Raw genomic sequence first — 21,354 nt, forward strand, 5'->3', positions numbered from 1 at the left:
AGTTACTCACTCCTGACAATAATCAATTAAAAGTTAAAATCCCCAAAATCTACCGATACCTTAACTGGTTGCAGTTCTTGAATTTCTTGTTTAAATGAAATATCTTTTAATAAAATTTCAGGATGATCTACAATTTGTTCAAAAATCTCAACATAACGCTCACATAACTTTTGAACCGTGTCCCTAGTATATAAAGAGGTTGCATATTCCATAGTCAGTTCAATTGTATCTTCCAATTCAACCACTCTTAGCAATAAATCCATTTGTGCGCGCTTAAAGTCGTGATCATATGTCCTTAGTTCTAAACCATCGATAAACATATGATCTGCATCCATATTTTGCATAACAAATGAAACATCGAAAAGTGGGTTCCTATTATACGTGCCCTGAAGTCCTAATTGATTAACCAGGTCCTCATATTGACATTTTTGATGTTCAAATGCTTGTAAGACCTGCTCTTTTACTTCAAATAGGAATTGAGTAAACCTTTGTTCAGCTCTTGGATAGTTCCTTATTCCTAACATGTTTACAAATACTCCTATAATATCTTGTAAATCCGCATGCGGGCGACCAGTAATTGGTGAACCAATAACAACATCCTCTTGGCCAGTATATTTACCTAGCAAAATATTATATACAGAGAGCATTAGCGTATATAATGTAGTTTCTTCTTTTGCTAATAAACGCTTAATTTTCTTGGTAACATTTGAATCAATAGTAAAGGATATTTTACTACCTTTTAGATCTAATATTTCAGGTCTTGTATAATCAGTAGGCATATTCAAGACAGGTACACCATCTTTAAATTGATCTAGCCAATACTGTTCATGTTTGAGAGCAATTTCTTTTTCTTTTTCACTCTGTTGCCATTCTGAGTAATCCTTATACTGTATTTTTAAGTTTGGTAATTTCTCTCCTGAGTAAAGCGCAAATAGATCTCTAACGAAAATATCATAGGAAACTCCATCGGTTACTATATGATGTAAATCAATAATTAAAATATGTTTTTGTTCTTCCAATCTAATTAACCCTACACGGAAATATGGAGCATTATTAAAATTAAATGGGCGAATAAATTCATTAATTATTTGTTCCACTTCAGATTCAAAGCCCTCAATTTGAGTAATATGGAAATCAGCATGATCATGAATAATTTGTACCGGTTTATCATTTTTCATTTCAATAGTAGTTCTAAATATCTCATGACGCTTAATTAATTGAGTGAACGCCTTTTCTAAACGTTCAATGTTTAATTTTCCATTTAAAAGAATAACGGAAGTATCATTATAAGCTGTACTTTCTGGATACAATCGGTGTAATACATAAAATCTCTTCTGAGCTGAAGAAAGCTGATAATGAGATTTAGGTTCAGCTGGAACAATAACATCAAATTCACTCTTATCTGCCCTTGAAATATAATTTGCTAGTTTCTCAATATTTGATAGAGTAAAGAGTTCTTTAATAGGAACTTCAACATTAAACTCTTTATGAATTTTTGAAACAATAGTAATAGCCTTAAGTGAATCTCCACCTAGTTCCAGAAGATCATCATGAACACCAACTTCTGAAACTTTAAATATATTTCTCCAAATTTTTGAAAGCTTTTCTTCTACCTCATTACGAGGTGCTACATACTCAGTCAAGAGTTGTGGTCTAGAATGGTATAACGTAGAATCTAATTCTTCTTCCTTCTCATCATTGAAAGAATTTAATAACACCCATTGATCAATACGCGCTTGCAGTTCTCCTGGAGAATGAATCAGTACTTCCCCTTGTTTCCATGACAGTGCTATATTAAAAGCCTGAACTCCTTCTTCAGGTGTCATAGATAATTCATGTACACTTGCACCTATCTGCATATCTTTTTCTTCATCTTCCCAGTATTTCCAATCACTCCAATTGACACTTATCCAAGGCAGGTTGGAATAACGATTTATATATTGTGCAAAAACATCCATGTATATATTTGAAGCAGCATATGATACATAACCTAATCCACCTAAGACCGCTGAAATTGAAGACATTAGAACACAAAAATCTAAATCTTTATTTCGTAAGCACTCTTCTAAATTGAGAAGACCATAAATTTTTGCAGAAAATTGTTCCTCGCAGTCCTCTTTTTCAAGTTCCTGAATTAAATTAAAAGTCTTTCCACCAAGAATACCTGCACCATGAATTACACCATTAATCTTTCCAAATTTTTGTTCTGCCTTATGAATTGCTTCGTATAGTTGTGATTGATCTGTAACATCAGCAGCAAGTACATAAACTTTAGATCCCGTTTCTTCTATCTCTAAAACTTTACGAATTCTGTCCGAATACATCGTATTTTCCTTCAAATGCATATCCCACTCATCACGATTTGGCAGACCTGTACGTGTAAGAAGAACTAAGTTGGCTTGTACAGTTTGAGCCAAGTGTTTCGCAAGAATTGTACCAATACCTCCGAGTCCTCCTGTAATAAGGTAAACTCCATTTTTTCGTAAAGGCAGTTTCTCTTTAGCTGGCTGTTCTAGTTGTAAAGGCTCGTAAGTTTGAACAAATCTTTTATTTCCTCGATAAGCAATCATCTTATCATTCGTATTTGAAAGACATTCTTCTACTAATTGATTTATTAACCTGCTCTTCCATTCTTTGTTTAGAGGTAAAACAACATCAACACTTGAACAAGAAAGATAAGAATACTCTTGTGGAACAACTAATGACGTTCCAAGTACAGTTGATTTTTCTGGAATTAATTCTTCATCACCAATCACTTGTTGAACACCATTTGTAATAATTCGAATTGAGATTGAATCAGAGATATTCTTGTCTCCTAGTGCCTGAGTTAAGTAAAAAATTGAATAGAATCCTAAGTTTTGTTTACAATTTACATATTCAATTGAGGCTTGTCTTTCCTCATCCGTAATTCCCCACAAATGAACTATTCTTGTAGGTAAACCACATATTTCCTGTACTTCATCCAATAACTTAACATAATCTGTACGTTCTTCAGGATTTATAATGAAACGATCGTTATTCTCCTTATTAAAAGCAAAGCCAGGTTCTACTGTAACTACTCTCTCCCCTTTATTTAATAAGTCCTTAACTAGTTCATTACCTAATCCTTCTTGATCCACAAAAACAATCCATGTCTGATTCACATCATGATTTGGTTCAAACAATGTAGAACTTTTCCATTGCGGTGTATAGAACCATTCAGAAATGTTGTTATTCTTACTAATTTTAGATTGCTTACTATTAAGCTTTTGACCTAAATCATACGGATTACCTTGTAATTTATAAGATATTTTATTGAAAGAATACATTGGTAATGGGATACGTCTTCTCTTCTCATCTTTATAAAATTGTTCCCAATCTATAGAAATACCTGTTACCCACATTCGAGTGATGTGACTAAATAAGAAATACATATCTGATACATCTTGTTGAACAGATCGAACCGTATTAAATATTCTTTCATTACCATTTTCATAGTCTAAAAGGCGACTAGTAAGCCTACTAAGGTCATTTCCAGGACCAATCTCTATGAATAGACTTGTATTGTCGCTATTCAACTCTTGAATTCCATCAGAGAATCGAACAGTTCCACGCATATGTTTTACCCAATAAACTGGGTTTGTTGCTTCTTCTGGTCGTATCCAAGTACCAGTCAAGTTTGATAAATAAGGTATTTTAGGTTCTCTAAGTGTCAATGTACTAACATAGGAAGCATACTCGTCCAGAATTGAATCCAGTTCGTGTGAATGTGCTGCTCCTTCTATTGTTACTCGCATACACATTAAACGCTTTTTCTTTAATTCATTTTCAAAATCTACAATTGCTTCTTCTGTCCCAGAAACTATACAAGCTGGACCATTAACTACCGCTAAAGAAATGGTATGTTGATATTCTTTTTCAAAAGAATTAATTAAATGAATTAATTCCTCTTCTGGAAGCGGAACACTAAGCATTACCCCTGCAGGAAGACTACTCATTAGCTGACCTCTTTTTACAACTAATTTAAATGCATCTTCCAAAGTAAATACTTCTGCTAAACAAGCAGCCACATATTCGCCAAATGAATATCCAATCATTGCTTCAGGTTTAATTCCCCAACCCATTAATAGTTTCGCAACTGAGTATTCAAACGCGAAAAGAATTGGTTGACTAAATTCCATTCTTTTCAATTTTTCCGTTGCCTCATCAATACTGAATGTAGTTGGGTATAATACTTCTTTCATGTTTATATTCGTAACAGATTGAAGGATTGCAAAGCATTCATCCATAGCTTCACGGAAAATTACCTCTTGTTCGTATAATTCTAACCCCATGTTTACATATTGCGATCCGTTCCCAGAAAACAGGAAGTTGATTTTAGGATGTTCCTCTTTTACATTTGCATATTGTACTCTTCTTCCGTCTGGCTGGTTTAATTGTTCAATTCCTTCTTGAGTACTGGAACAAACTAAAGCTCTCCTATGCTTGAATTCCTTACGTCCAATTTGCAATGTATAACTAGCGTCTGCCAAATTCACATGAGGATTCTCTTCAAGGTGATTTCCTAAATTCAAAGTCATACGATCCAAAGCATCTTTCGATTTTGCCGAAATCATTAACATCTGGTATGGTCTACTATTTGAGGTTGCTTCAAGCTTTGGTGCCTCCTCCAAAATAATATGTGCATTTGTACCACCAATACCAAATGAACTAACACCTGCACGTAATGGTTTATTATCCTCTTTCCACTTATTTAATTGTTGATTTACATAAAAAGGTGTCTTTTCAAATCCAATTTGCGTGTTTGGTTTTGTAAAATTCACACTTGGCGGAAGAACCTGATCTTTCATCGCAAAGACCGTTTTAATTAGACCAGCAACACCAGACGCTGCATTTAGATGGCCTACATTTGCTTTAACAGATCCAATTGGTACAGATTGTTTTTCATTAGAGTTAAACACTTCACTAAGCGCCTTGATCTCAATGGTATCTCCTAGTTTAGTAGCAGTTCCGTGTGTTTCAATATAGGAAATGGACTCAGGTTCTACATTTGCTTCATGTTGCGCCATTTTAATAACTTCTACTTGGCCCTCTACACTAGGTGCAGTGTAACCAATTTTCCGATTCCCATCATTATTAATCGCCGTTCCTTTTATTACTGCATGTATAGTATCCCCATCATTTATAGCTTCCTGTAAAGGCTTCAGAACAACAATCCCAACACCGTCTCCAAAAAGCATTCCATTTGCATTTTCATCAAAAGGACGACAATGACCATCTGAAGAAAATAGCATTCCTTCTTGGTAGGTATAACCTGCTTTTTCAGGTTGAGTTAATGTAATTCCTCCAGCTATAGCAATATCACAATGCCCCTGTAATAATGCTTGGCATGCATTATGAATAGCCACCAATGATGTTGAACATCCCGTAAAGATATTCATACTTGGTCCTTTTAGGTTAAATTTGTAAGAAATTTGAGTGCTTAGCGAGTCTTTGTCGTTAAGTAATGAAATTAAAAATTGTCCAGCTGGTTCATTTGCCTCTGAAAGAGTAGATAACACTTGCCAATATAAGTTAGGAGATGCCCCACTATATACACCAATTAGGCCCGGGTATGTCTCGATATTATATCCAGCATGTTCAAGGGCAGACCACGCACATTCATGAAATACTCGTAGTTGCGGATCCATTAATGATGCATCTTGAGGTGTATAATCAAAGAATGGAGCATCAAAATTATCAGTTCCCTCTAAATACCCTTTCGCCTTAACATAATTAGGGCTTTTTACTTCCATAGGATTCACACCAGATTCAATTAACTCTTCATCTGTAAAAAATTGAATAGACTCTGTTCCAGACTTTATATTATTCCAGAACTCATTTACATTCTGTGCTCCAGGAAAACGTCCATCTATTCCTATAATTGCAATATCGTTATCTTCTTTCGTTTTTCGATTAAATCGTTTTGTATGTTTAACTTGATTCTTTTGTTTATCTCCACTTAAGTATTTCGCTAAAGAACGAATACTTGGATACTCAAACATAACTCCAATTGAAACCTGTTTTTCTAATCTATTAATTAATCTCTCATGAATTTGAATTATATGAAGTGAAGTTGCACCAAGATCAAAGAAATTTTCATTTACATTTACAGTATCAACACTGTAAAACTCTTTCCAAATCCCTATAATTATTTGCTCTACTTCATCTTGATTTCTGAACTTATCTCCCGTTTTCGTTTGAGTTTCCAATTCAGAAATTCGTTTACGAGAATTCAGATTAATCCATTGATCAAAACGTTTATTTAAATCTCCTGAAGAAATAATTACCTGATTTAAACCACTTAAACCAAGCACACATTGGAATGTTTTTTGTCCTTCCTCACATGTCATTTCAAGCGCTTCTATACTTTGAGCATTGAATATTTTATTAACCTGTTGAGCTCCCGTATACTGCCAATCTCCCCAGTTAATACTAGTCCATCGATTATTAGATGTATTACTCACTTTGTCTGAAAAACTATCTAAGTAAAGGTTTGCTGCTGAATAGGCTACAAAACCTAATCCACCTAAAATAGGTGAAAGTGATGAAACAAGATAACAAAAATCAAGATCATAATTACTCAATAACTTATCAAGAACTAGCACACCATGTACTTTAGGAAGAAATTGCTCTTCACATTCAATCCTACTTATCTTTTCCATTGGACACTGAGCTGATTTAACACGTAAGACACCTGCAGCATGAATTACCCCATTTATGTGACCAAAATTAGCCTCAGCCTGATGAATCACGTTTCTCATCTGCTCTTCATCAGCTACATCTGCAACAGCTGTCATTACTTTTGCTCCCAATGACTCCAACTTCTGAATATGGTTAATACGTTGACATAATTGTTCATTTTCAATCTGTGATTGAAGAATTTGATCCCATTCTTCACGATCAGGAAGAGCTGTTCTACTAACTAATATTAGTTTAGCCTTTACTGTACGCGCCAAATATTCTGCTAATTTAAGACCTACTCCTCCCATTCCACCAGTAATTAAATAAACCCCTTCCGATCGAATATTCGGAATTTTTGAAGCTAATTCATTTTCATTTATTACTAGCATTTCACTTACTTTTTCATCAGGTATAGGCTCATAGATTCGAATGTAACGAGTGTTATTTCGAATTGCTATTACAGTGTCAATAATGTCCGTTTGAATCTCAGAATATAAGTTTGATATTAATGCTTCTTCATTATCAGACAACATAAAATCTACACTACGGCATCTAATATTTGGATACTCTTGCGGAAATACTTTTATAGGAGCCAAAAGAGTAGATTTTTCTGCAATAATAGACTCGTCTCCTACTACCTTTTGCATATTATTCGTCATAACATTTATATTGATAGGATAAAGTAAATTAAATTTACTAATTGTCTTTGCAAGTGATATTAATGAATAGAATCCAGTATCTAAGGTCTCGATACCTAAATCCTTATTATCCACATTCCATAGGTGAACAATCTCCTCTGGTAAACACTCTTGTTTTTGTAGCTCATTAAATAACTGATAATAATCTTCTTGTTTAGTAGGGCATATTGTAAATTCATTTAAACTAATCTTTTTATATGAAGGACCCACACTGACTGTTATAACACGATGTCCATCTCTTTCAAGCTTTTCTTTAAGAGCTAAGCCTATATGCTCATTGTCTAAAAATAACAACCAACTTTTAGTAGATTCTTTAGTTACATCTACAATTTCTTTTTCCATCCAATCTGGAGTATAGAACCACTCAGCTATATTAGAACGTTTCTTTATCGATGTTTCTTCACTATTAGTTATATTTTGCTGTTCAGCTGGATCTATCCAATATCGCTTTTTCTCAAAAGGATAAGTTGGTAAGGCAATACGTAATCTATATTCCTCTTCATACAGTTTACTCCAATTAATTTCTACCCCTAACTCCCACGCTTGTCCCAATACCTCTAACAAGTCGTTCTGTAAAATAATCTGATTATTATTAATTTCAGAATTTAATAACTCTCCAATATGTACAATCACAAAATTAGGATCTACATCCTTAACTTGTGTTAGAAGTTCTACTTTTTCTCCATGCGTCCATTCTGTCTGTAACTCTATATAGTTCTCAACTAATGGATTCAGGACATCTTCTGGCTTAAGAGATTTATTATAAATATCTGAAACCATTCCAGCTAAGCCTGTACCAATAATGTTAGAAGGACGTACATCACATTCAATTAATACATCAATAATCGATTGCAAGCAGACGAAGAAGGTTAAATCTTCAACCAAGCTATCATCTGTTCCTTTAAAGAATGCTTCTTTCAATGCTTTTCCAGTATACATTTGGGCATCAGTCATATTACGCTCAAATACTTTTAAGAATAATGGTTCCTTTTGGTATAGTTCTTTTACATTCTCAATAATTGATGAGTATTCGCTAGGTAACACAAATACCAAATCTGGATTTTCTTGCGTTTTTACGTGAAATTCTTTAACTGTTTTTAAATTGTCTATGGCGCTATCTATATCCTTACATAAGACCGCTCTTCTATACGGAAATGATCGACGGCCAGTTTGCAATGTGTATGCTACATCTGCTAATTCAACATCTTTATTAGATTGCAGATATTCACCCATATTTACTGTAGCATTATTTAAAGCTTCTTTTGATCTAGCAGAAAGAACCATTAGTTTTTTCTCTCTAGTAGAAGCAGAACTTTTAAATTTAGGGGCTTCTTCTAATACAATATGAACGTTAGTTCCACCATATCCGAAAGCACTTACACCAGCTCGAAGAAGATCATTATCATCACTTTGCCAATTTACCAAATCAGTATTGATATAAAATGGGCTATCTATAAAATCAATTTTCGAGTTAGGGCGCTTCACATTTAAAGTTGGCGGGAGTTGTTTATGTTTCATAGATAAAACTGTCTTTATAAGTCCGGTCACCCCTGCAGCTGTATCTAAATGACCTACATTACTCTTAACAGAACCAATTGCACAAAAAGATTTCTTGTCCACATCTTGAAACGCTCTCTTTAGAGCCTCTACCTCGATAGAATCCCCTAATGGCGTTGCCGTCCCATGCGTTTCTATATAACTAATTGTAGAAGGATCAACTTCAGCAAAACTATGTGCTGCTTGAATTACTTCAGCCTGTCCCTCAACACTCGGAGCAGTATAGCCTACTTTTCGACCACCATCATTATTTGCTGCTGATCCCTTAATTACACCATAGATTGTATCCCCATCAGCAATCGCATCTTCTAATCTCTTTAGTATTACCATACCTACACCATCACTAAAAACTGCACCCTGGGCTTCTGCATCAAAAGTACGTACTTTGCCATCCGGTGAACTTGTCATTCCTTCATGGTATTTATAACCATTCTTTTTAGGATACGTTATAGATACTCCACCTGCAGCTGCAATAGAGCATTCTCCAGTTAACAATGATCTACATGCAAGATGAATGCTCAATAGAGATGTAGAGCAAGCTGTATACAATGTAAAACTCGGTCCCTTAAGTCCCAACTTATAGGATGTAAGCGTTGAAATTGCATCTTTATAGGAAAGAGTACCCGCCTCTGAAAACTCAACCACACTATCACTGTTTAATAATGGCGTGTGCTTCATCCAATTAAAATTAGTAGATGCTCCTACGTATAATCCTATTAATCCTTCATAATCAAATGGATTATAGCCTGCCATCTCTAATGCTTCCCATGTTGTTTCCTGTAACATACGAATCTGAGGATCCATTATTTTCGCTTCTCTAGGTGTATAAGAAAAAAAGGATTCATCAAAATATTCTACTTCCTCCAAATACCCTTTTGCTTTCACAAAATTAGGATGTTGTAAAACATCTAAATTAACACCTTCTTTAATTAACTCGTCTTCAGTAAATGTAGAAATTGAATCAACACCATTTTTTAGGTTATCCCAGAATTGGTTTATTTCATTTGCACCTGGAAATTTACCTGCCATTCCAATAATCGCTATTTCCAAACCAGTTTTACTATCATCTTGATGCTTCATTTTCACTTTCCTCCTATTTTGTTTAATTCGGATTTTCTATGCTTTACATACTCTTAGCTACAATATTTAGCGCTAATACTCCTATTTCATAAACTTAAGCAAAAGAAAAAACACATGAAATTATCCATAAAGTAGCTAAAGTGATTTACATACCTGACAGAAAACAAAAAAATTTAATTACAATTTCTATTCCTGGATTTCAATGATATTTTGAGCACTCATTTTTATTCTAAAAACCTAATACTTTGGTAATAATTCTGTTAATATTACAATTTATGTAGTTAGTAACATATTCACAAGAAGTTTTCTTTAAGAAATTAATTTGTAGAGTAATAATTTTGTAGGGGTTTTATGTTATAAAGTTAAGCATACTTTTCCAATATCATATAGAAAAAAACAAAAAAGTGACATACAGTGAATATTGAGAAATAAAATTCATTTATTCCATATCTAACCAAAATAGAACGAATTTTCAATTTTAAATTAGATTTTCTTGTATTTATAATTGCATTCTCTATAAATCATCAATGGTGAGCTTTTAAACTTTACACATAAATGAAGTTATATGCGAAATTTTTTAGTTTAGATGGGGATCTATAAGTGAATCCATTCCAGAGGAATTACATATACTACAATCCTGTTTACCCTTCCGTTCATGTTGTTGATTTTCCGTTATGTTTTGATATGCACATACAATTTTTTATCTTATACCCATAACTATTGTCTTACAGACACTTTATATTACCTTCAAACCCACTATTTCACTGAACTGTAAAATTAAAACCACTAAATTTCGGAATAAACTGAAAACTTATGAGAAATTGACAAGAAATCTCAATAAGATCTTTTCAATATATCTTAACTTCAATCTCATGGAATCAGGACCCAATAATGATGCTATACAGGGGAGTATTCTATTAAGTAGAATTACAGAAACGATTCTGCTTATGCAAGATAAATTAAAAATTTTCCATTTGATCCTTTAACCTTTGTAAAAATCAGGTATTTAAATGTTATAAACAAAAAAACGTAGGAATATTTAATTCCTACGTTTTGTATAAATAAATTTAATTTATTTATACAATTCCTCAAATTCGTCAATCTCAGCTTTACGCTTTAAAAATAGTTCCATATCTTTATTTTCTCTTTCTATTAACCCCAGAGCATGTGTATCATCCAAGGCTAACTCTTTATATCCCCATATATAATCTATAGTTGTATCTTTAACCTGTTTGTGTTCTGCACAATACCATTCTAAAGGTTGTAACGCATCAGATATTTTAAATAATTCTGCTGGATACCATGATGGCATATTTTCACGTTCTCCTAAGATTAAATATGTTAACTCACCACTTTGTAATTTACATATTCCATAAACAATATACTCTTTTTCAATGGTTAAATTAAATGTTTCCTCTGTTATCTTAGATAGGGCATTTCCGGTATTATATAAACAAGTTACTTTCATAACATATTCCCCTTATTTATTTTTATCTTTAAACTTAAAATTCAACCGTTTCACCTGTCCCCACATCAAATACTTGATAATACCAAGCATAGCGTTTAAAAAGAAATTCATAATATTGCAGAGATACAGAAACGAGTTGAGATATAAAGAATCAATATCAAAGAAAATCAAATTGATATAATATAAACCGCAGGAATTAAATATTTCCACAGTTTTATGTTTATCTAAGGTCCGTTTAATTATTTTACAACAATATAGCATTTACTTAGCATTTTTTCTTTTGCAAATACTTATCTTTCAATTTTTATATCCTTACACCATATTTCTAATTCCATAGGAGGCATAATTATATTACAGGTATATAATTTCAAGCCCTCTTTTCCTACTTCACCGATTTCAATATCATGAAGAAAATATGGTAACTGTTCATATGTAAATGTTTTTATTGGCTTTTCTTTTACATATCCCATGCTATGTTTGAAATCTATTCTATAGCAACCGCTAAATTGAAAATCTACGTCTTCATTTTCATCCTTATAAGTTAGGTGTACCTCATCACCAAAATAGTCGCATACTAATTTAGTAACCCATGCATCACAATAGTGTAACTTTTCAAATTCTGCTTGTATTCTCTGTACGTTCATTTTCGACCTCAATTCTTACTTTTTATATGGAATATGAGCATCTGGACTTTTAGCTTCCTGATCAAAGATAATAGCATCATGAATACGTACGTATCCTTGATAATTAACCTCATACCAAGAACCGACTTTCCCAGTTACTTCTATCACTTCACCCTTATTTACACGTTTTGCACGTAATGCTTTTCTTAAATCTGGCTCAGGATATACTTTTTTAACAAGGGATTCTAATGTAACCCATCCTTTAATCATTTCTCCATCTTGATTAAAGGAGAATTTCTTATCTTTATATGTAAAATCTCCTGTTTGTAATGCACCTGAAGGCTGTAGCAAATACCAATTAAACTCTTGCTTCATCCAACCATTTCTTGATTCATGAGAAGCATCAAAATAATACGGTTTCCCATCAACATGTGTAAATCCAGATTGTACAGGACCTAACGGGCCAAAGTAATAAGTTTTTCCGTCAATATGTTGGATTCCAGTTTGCACCACGCCATCGGTTCCCAAATAATAATCGTATCCATTTGTATGTACCCATCCGGTTTGTATAAAACCATCGGTACCAAAGTAATAACGTTTTCCATCAATTGATTGGAAACCTGTTATTCTTTGCCTATCTTTTTTTAATACGTCCATTTTCCTTCTTCTTGTACCCATCCTTTACAGGTTTAGATTTAAATAGAAATTTTGTTTCTGGCTTTGGATAGATTCTTTTAACAGCAGAACGAAGAGTAATCCATCCTTTTTCCATATCCCGGTACTTATTAATTTCAAATGGTTTTCCTTGATAGGTAAATGTTCCTGTTACATACTTCCCATCTTTTAAATAGCTCCATGAAGTTGCAGAAAAACTCCATCCAGTCTTTAATTTACCAGGCTCACTATAATATAAATCGTCTTTTCCTACCTGTTTTCTCCCTTGGAATAGCCTCCCATCTTTAAAAAAGGAATACTCTATTCCATCTAAAGTAATGTTATCTATTTGCTTACTTCCATCTTTTTGATAATAGTACCAATTCTCATTTTCCTTCACCCAGCCTACTTTATTTAAAACTTCGGCTGCTGCTGTAAATGTTGGTGCATAGGTAGAGAATAATAAAAATAATGATACTATAAGTCCTATGACTTTCTTCATACTCGCATCTCCTTATCAATTCATTAAAAACTTTTTAATTATATATTAGATTTTAAAGTTATTAAAAATATTCGATATAAATATACATAATTGTATATTTATATATTATCGATAGTGCGATCCCAATCATATTGGGAAGGAATCTTTTCCGTACCCCTAAGTTATCTTTATCCCAAAAAAGAACCTATTTTCCATGGAAAACAGGTTCTTTTTCATTATTACTTCTTCGCTATACAATCTTTTATTTTTTGTACTCAAATAATTAAGATTTTTAAATAAAAAGTTTCGAAGTGAAACCCTTCTTCCCTTTTGCTCAAAATAGATAGAGTATACTACAACAGTATTGGTTCTTTAATTAATGGTAAATACTCTATACTCATAGCATAATTTAATAACAAATTGATATACTCTTGATTTGGCTCTAAACAATGTACATTCTTCAAATATCCTTGCGTGTATAAACAAGATGGTATAGCTACTGATAGCTCTTCTACAGATTCTAATAAAGGCATTATGAGCTCTAAAGCTTTCTGTTCATCAGTAGTTAGATTCGTATTAAAAAACTTCTCTATATACTTCTCTTGTTTCATTAACAGGATATCGTATCCAAAAGCTTGTAAACTATTAATAAATTGGTCCCATTTAAGCTGATTTGGATTACAAATATGCATGGTTTTATTTACTGTATTAGCCTTATAAGATAATTCAGTAATAGCTAAGCTTCCATAATCTACAGGCGTTAAATCTACATACGTATTGACGTCAGGAGCTATGCTAGATAAGCATATCCCTTTTAATAATCTATAAAATGCGTTTTCATTAATATTGTATTGAAATTTACCTGTTTTAGAGTTACCCACTAAATTCCCCACACGGTATATCGTGGCACGAACTCCTTTTTCCATTGCTTCTCTGACCATTTTCTCGCCTTGAAACTTACTTTCTAGGTACAGATTATCTAAATTTTGCCCTCTATCAAAATCAGACTCAAAGAATTCAAATTCTTTTGGATCTCTTTCAGCCTGACCTACTACACTTAAAGTCGATATATAATGAAAACGCACATTTGTGTTCTTAGCTAATTCCAATAAGTATTTTGTAGACTGAACATTTACCTTTTGGAAATGCTCACGTTCTCCATAGTGTCTAACTTCTCCACCACAATGTATGATTGATTCTACGTTTTTCTTTAAATGATCCAATTGCTTTGAATCTAGACCTAGATTCATCAGAGATAAATCTCCTTCAATTAATTCTACTCTCTCCTTCAACTTTTGGAGAATTTCTTTACCGAAATAAAACTCCATTCTTTCTTTTAACTTTGCACCAATTACTTGATCCTCATTTTCCCTTACTAAACAGTAAATAGTCGTAGATGGTAACTGTAATAATCGTTCTAAAATATGTGCTCCTAAATATCCTGTTGCCCCTGTAAGGAAAACTGTTTTTGGATAATTCACCATTTCTAATTCACATTTTTCTAATTTAGTTGTTTCATAAACAGGAGTCGTTTTCGTTTCATTTTCCATACATGCTACATTCATATTTTTCTCTTTCTTGAACGACATATCTTCCATCTCTTCAATATGAGAGGCTAATTTTTCTATTGTTCTATACTTAAAGAAATCTTGAATTTTCAAGTTAGGGTATAACGGTTTTAATTTGACTAATGCCGGCATAACTTTTAAAGAATGTCCACCCAAATTAAAGAAATCATCTTTTAAACCTATAGATTTTACGTTTAGAACTTCAGACCATACCTTTGCAATGTCTTTTTGCACTTTAGTTTGAGGTTTAAGTTTACACTCATCTTTTTGCTCATGACCAAACTCTATTTTTGGCAGCTTTTCAAAATCAATTTTACCGTTAGCCGTTATCGGTATTTCTAACACATGAGAGTAATATTTAGGAACCATATATTCTGGCAATACATTTGATAAATGTATCGCTAACTTATTCTTCTCTATCCCTATACCGTCCACTGTTTTATAATAAGCTTGCAGTAACATTCCACCTTCCGTTTGTGTTACTACAGCCTGACTTATCCCCTCAAGTTGTAACATTGCATCTTCTATTTCACCTAATTCAATTCTGTGCCCTCTAATTTTAACCTGCTTATCTTTTCTCCCCATAAATTCTATATTTCCATTTGGTAACCACCTTACTAAATCACCTGTTCGATATAATCTTTTACTATTGTCTTCTGAAAATGGGTTTGAAATAAATGCCTGTTTTGTTTTCTCTTTCTGCTTCCAATACCCTTGGGCCAATCCTAAACTTTCAATATATAATTCACCCATGCACCCTACCGGACAATATTGCATATATGAATTTAATATATGAACCTTTGTATTAGAAATTGGTATACCAATCGGTACGCTTCCTAAAAGGTTATTTTCACCTTCTAAAACTGGTATGAAATAATACATTGCTGAAACGGTTGCTTCAGTAGGGCCATACTCATTTACCAGCTGTACTTGATTTTTAAAAGTATTTTGCCAACTTCTAATGGCATTTGTTGATGCAGCTTCCCCTCCCATTATTATAAATCTTAAAGAACGTATCTTTTCGCTATCCAGTTTAGTTAATGAAGTTGATAATTCATTGAAAAATACTGTTGGTAAGTCAGATATAGTTGCTTGAGTTTCTTGAATGGCTTGAGCATATTCGACAGTTGAATAGCGCTGTTCATCACTTAATAAATATAGTTCCGCCCCATTTAACAAGGTAGAAAAAATTTCTGATACTGAAGAATCAAAACTATGGGAATAAAACTGTGTTACTTTATCATTTGGAGAGATCTGAAATACTTCATTTCTCCACTCAACTAAATTTAATACTCCTTTATGCGTTAATAATGTACCTTTTGGTTTTCCTGTTGAGCCTGAAGTATAAATTACATAGGCCAAGTCATCTGGTTTATTTAAAATTTTCACATCATCATTTATAGTCGTACGATATATATCCTCTATTATTGAAACCTTATAATCACTTACATTCAAATGACTTTTGAATTTGTTACTCGTTATAATTCTACATGCCTCACTGTCACGAACTATATAATTTATTCTATCCTCAGGGTATTTTACATCAATTGGTATATAGGCAGCACCGGCTTTTAATATTCCAAGCATAGAAACGATACTATTCATACTTCTATCTAAAAATATGGCTACCTTATCACCTCTTTTTATACCTTTTTCGAGTAAATGTTGAGCTACTTGATTAGAGCTCATATTTAATTGTCTATATGTCAAAGATTCCGTTGCAGTCGCTATAGCAATCCGTTCAGGTTGTCTATCTACTTGCATATAGAATTGCTCCTGTATATTTTGAAAATAAGGATATGGTCTTTCTGTATGATTTACCTTTTTATATAAAGATTCTTCTTCCTGTGATAGGAATGAAAGATTTTCATATGTTACTGTTCGTTGATGAATAAAGGCGTCCAGTATATTAAGTAAGTTTTGAGTAAACCTGTTAATTGACTCTTCCTTGAAAAGATTAATATCATACTCAAATGAAATCCCTACATAATCCAATCCTTCTTCAACAGCTAAAGAAATGTCAAACTTACTAATATCTTGTTTATTAGGTAACAACTGAAGCTTATACGCATCATGTTGCTGCAGAATATCTTTCTGATAACTAAACATAGTAGAAAAGATCGGGTTATTCCCAAAGCTTCTATCAGGATTTATTTGCTCAATTACTTTATCAAATGGGTACGATTGGTTTTGGAATGAATTCAAACATTTCTCTCTCACTACTTGTAATAGCTGTGTTAAATTTTTCACATCATTCAATTGTGTTCTGATCGCTAAGGTATTTACAAAAAACCCTTGTATTTTTTCAAATTCTTGATGATTCCTTCCAACAACAGGTGTACCTACAATAATATCTTTTTGATCCGTTAGATAATGTAACAATTGAATATACGCTGCTAAAAATAGCATATACATAGAAATATTCTCTTGTTCACATACTTGTTTCAAAGACTCTTTCATTTCATTATCTAACTTCATTTCAAATACTGTACCTTTATTTGTACTTTGACGATTCCTACTAAAATCTAAAGGAAGATTTAATATAGGAAGAGGTGCTGCAAGTTCGGCCATCCAATAAGATTTTTCTGTATCCCATCGACCTAAATTTAACTGTACCTGTTCCCACTCTGCATAATCTACATATCGATTAGAAATAGTTGGCAACTCAGGATTCCTACGTTTAGCAAAGGCACTATATACCTTCATTAATTCATCTAATAAATTCCTTACACTCCACTCATCTGTAATAATGTGATGTAAATTAATATATAAATAAGACTTTTTCTTATTCAGATTAAAAATTCTAATCCTAAAAAGAGGGCCCTTTTCTAAATCAAATGGTGTATGATCCGTTTGATTTATTGTTGTACGTATATATTCTTGTTGTTCTTTTTTAGACATATGTTCAATCTCATCGTGAATCAGGTCAATCGCTATTGAGTTTAAAATGACTTGTCTAGGCTCTCCATTTCTTTCAATAAACACTGTTCGTAGCATCTCGTGTCGTTCAACTAAAAATCTTATGGTGTCTTGTAAAATATCCTTATTTAAACTCGGCTCAATATATATGTGTAGTGGTGTATCATATACTCTATTAATGGCGTTATACTTATTTAAAAACCAGATTCTTTTTTGAGCACTTGATAACTGATAACTTTCCTTATCGTCAACTTTTAATACTTGCATCTCCTGTTCTTCCCTATCATGATTTACTGCCATTAATTTATCGATGTAAGCAGATAGACTAGCAATCGTTGTATGCCCAAAAATATCTCTAATTTCAATTTTCAGATGAAACTCTTTTTGAATTTGATTTAACACTTGCACAGCAATCAATGAATGTCCCCCAAGTTTAAAAAAGTCATCATCTCTGCCGATTCTATATTTCCCTAAATTTAAAATCTCTGCCCATGTTTTTGCCAATCTTTTTTCTGTTTCACTTATCGGTGGAACATATTGCTTCTGCATGTTTTCAAGTAAAGATGGGATTTGTAATTCTAATTTTTTTCTATCTAGTTTCCCGCTTGGTGATACAGGAAAACTTTCAAGGTGAAATATATAATTTGGCATCATAAAATCTGGTAAACTTTCACTTAAGAATGTTTTTAATGCCTCTTGTTTTAATTCTGTATTGTCTTTAGATAAATAAAAACAAACGATTTTGTCGTTTTGATAAGTGAATACTACAGCATCCCTCACTTCTGGATGTTTAAATAATGTTCCTTCGATTTCATCAAGCTCAATTCGGTACCCACGTATTTTTACTTGGTTATCTTTCCTTCCGATAAATTCTAAATTTCCATTTGCTAAAAGACGGACTAAATCCCCAGTACAATACATCTTTTTATCACGATTATAGGATTTATCGAGAGAAATAAACGCCCCTTCTGTTTTTTCCTTTTGATTTAAATATCCGTTGGCAACTCCATCACCGCCAATAAATAACTCACCTACTACACCTGACGGACATAATGTATTGAACGGACTAATCACGAAAACTTCACTATTAGCAATTGGCTTACCTATTGGGATATTAGAAATTTCTTTTTGTATCTCACCATTTACTTCATACATGGTTGCACATACAGTAGTTTCAGTAGGACCATATGCATTAAGAACTGGAATCTTTAACCCTAATTTACTTTGCCATTTACGAACTGATTCAGCAGGTAAGGTTTCCCCTCCCACAAATAAACGCTTTACAGAATTTAATTTAAGTAACATTTCTTTTGGCATATCAGCTATTAATTTAAAAAACGCAGTTGGTAAAACCACATTTGTAATACCATACTTTTGACTTACATTTATAAATTCCTCTGCTGAACGTTTTTCGATTTCAGAAATTAAATGCATTCTTCCTCCACATAGCAAAATCGGAAATATTTCCATAATGGAGGCGTCAAAAATGATTGTTGCAAATTGTAAAAACACATCTTCTTTTCCTAAATGAAATGTATTGATTACTGAATATGATAAATTAACTACACCTTTATGTGGTACAACGACTCCTTTTGGCAAACCTGTTGAACCTGACGTGTAGATAATATAAGCTGCATCTTCTATGGTATGTGTAGACGCAATATTTTCTATAGAATTAGCGTAATGAAAATCTTCTAGATAAATTGTATGAATCGCAAACCGTTCAACCAATCCCCTATATTCTTTCTTCGTAATAATCATTTGACTTTCGCTATCTTTTAAGATGTATTCTATTCTTTTTTCAGGAAACTTTGGATCAATTGGTACATAAACTCCACCTGATTTTAAGATGCCTAGAATCCATACAATAGTATCAATCTCTCTCTCCATTGTAATACTTACACGTTGTCCTTTTTTCAAATCATTTTCACGCAAATAATTCACAATTTGATTGGACCTTTGCTGTAATTCATAATAGGTAATGGATTGGTCACCCATTGAAATCGCTATTTGATTTGGCGATTTTAATGCTTGTAGATCGATTAATTGATCTAATGTTTTTAAATTAGGATATGTAAGAGCATTTGAGTTCATCTCTTTGTATAGACGATGATCTTTTTCTAAAAGCAAATCCAATGAATGAATAGGTTCATTCACATTCTTCATTAATTTTTGTAACAAATATATATACCTTTCGACTAAATCACTAATACTCTCTGGTTTATATAATGCTGAGTTATAGTCAACCTCAATTTTATTCTCTGTTTCCCCTTCATATCGCATTATTCTCCAAGTCATATTAAAAGGATTTACTCTTTTACAATCTGTTAAAACTGTTGACTCAATATCAGGAATTTTTAATTCCGGTATCTTCATCGTATTAAATGCTGTGGAATATACCATATTATGATTTGTATTTGTATTTAGATTTAAATCTTTTACTATATGTGAGTAAGAATTATGTTTATACGTAATAGCTAGATGAATAGATTTATTAACTTTATTAAGTATCCCCTTAAATGTCTCTCCCTTTTCTATTGTTATACGTATAGGTAATGTATTAACAAAGTAACCAAAAGTATTTCGTTCTTCTGTATATGGTCTAGTATTAATTGGAATACCAACGATTATCTCTTCAGCATTTGTCATTTGATGAAGTAAGGTACAATAAGTACTTAACATTACTCGATAAATACTTATATTATTTTTTTTAGCAAAACATTGTATTTGATAAAATAAATCCGAATTAATATTCTTACTTATATTTTTATCTGTATATCTTTTTTCATTCATTTTATTAAAATCAATAGGAAACTCTGTAGGAGTTAATTCACCTTGTAAATAATCTTTCCAATACGATGATCCCTCTTTATATATTGCACTATCAATAAAACTCTCCTCATGCTTTACGAGGTTCTTATAAGGAGATTCAAATTCTACATTCGACTTTCCTTGAAGTAATTCACCATACGTATTGGATAATTGTCGGATGAAAACTCCTAAACTCCATCCATCGTAAATAATGTGATGAAACATTAAATGTAAAATAAATGTATCTTCACTGAATTTAATGATGTGGAATTTAAACAAAGGCCCCTCTTCTAAACTAAATTTCTCATTCACTATAGATTCTAAGAAATTTTTTAAAATAGATTTTTGTTCTGTGTTTTTAAAAGCAGTTAAATCCTTAATTGGTATATCAAATTCTACATTCTTTTGAATTAATTGTTTTATTTTTTCATCCCTCTTCTTAAATATTGTACGTAGCGCAGGATGTGATTGCACTATCGTAGTAAGCGCTTTCTTTAAAACCTCTATTTGAAGATTTCCTTTTAACTTTATTATAATCGGTTCATTGTTCATTCCTATTTCTATTTCCATTTGATGAGCTATCCATAATGCTTCTTGGCCTACTGTTACATCCAATTCTTCTACAATTTCATATTTCTTTTGTATTTCTTTCATATGAATTTCTCCTTTTATAAATATTTAAAAACGGATAATATTTACAGTTACAACTATATGTACATATTCTGCAATTTGTAAATCTATATTTTCCGACTAAATTCAACATTTATTTCACTTATTGCATAGTTATTAAAAT

Annotated in this window: 4 protein-coding genes and 1 pseudogene; all 5 read right to left on the minus strand. The window is 32.4% G+C overall.

The annotated features are described in order from the left end of the window. Window positions 1-26: 26 nt before the first annotated feature. On the minus strand, window positions 27-10,037 hold the full coding sequence (locus tag HMPREF2590_RS12655; protein ID WP_070861437.1) for a type I polyketide synthase: 10,011 nt from the start codon (window positions 10,035-10,037) through the stop codon (window positions 27-29). A 1,072-nt stretch (window positions 10,038-11,109) separates the two neighbouring features. Continuing rightward, window positions 11,110-11,505 carry a hypothetical protein gene (locus HMPREF2590_RS12660; protein ID WP_000868983.1) on the minus strand — a complete coding sequence of 132 codons (396 nt, stop codon included), beginning with the start codon at window positions 11,503-11,505 and terminating at the stop codon, window positions 11,110-11,112. Between the two features lie 290 nt (window positions 11,506-11,795). After that, window positions 11,796-12,149 (minus strand): hypothetical protein, encoded by a 354-nt coding sequence (locus HMPREF2590_RS12665; RefSeq protein ID WP_001102754.1) that lies wholly within the window; start codon window positions 12,147-12,149, stop codon window positions 11,796-11,798. A 42-nt stretch (window positions 12,150-12,191) separates the two neighbouring features. Further along, window positions 12,192-13,284 (minus strand): annotated as a pseudogene (locus HMPREF2590_RS28825) (N-acetylmuramoyl-L-alanine amidase family protein); the annotation flags it as partial. Window positions 13,285-13,616: 332 nt separating this feature from the next. Then, complete coding sequence (locus HMPREF2590_RS12680; protein ID WP_070861439.1) at window positions 13,617-21,215, minus strand: non-ribosomal peptide synthetase; 7,599 nt, start codon at window positions 21,213-21,215, stop codon at window positions 13,617-13,619. Window positions 21,216-21,354: the final 139 nt, after the last annotated feature.

Source organism: Bacillus sp. HMSC036E02 (assembly GCF_001836235.1).
Lineage (GTDB): Bacteria > Bacillota > Bacilli > Bacillales > Bacillaceae_G > Bacillus_A > Bacillus_A cereus.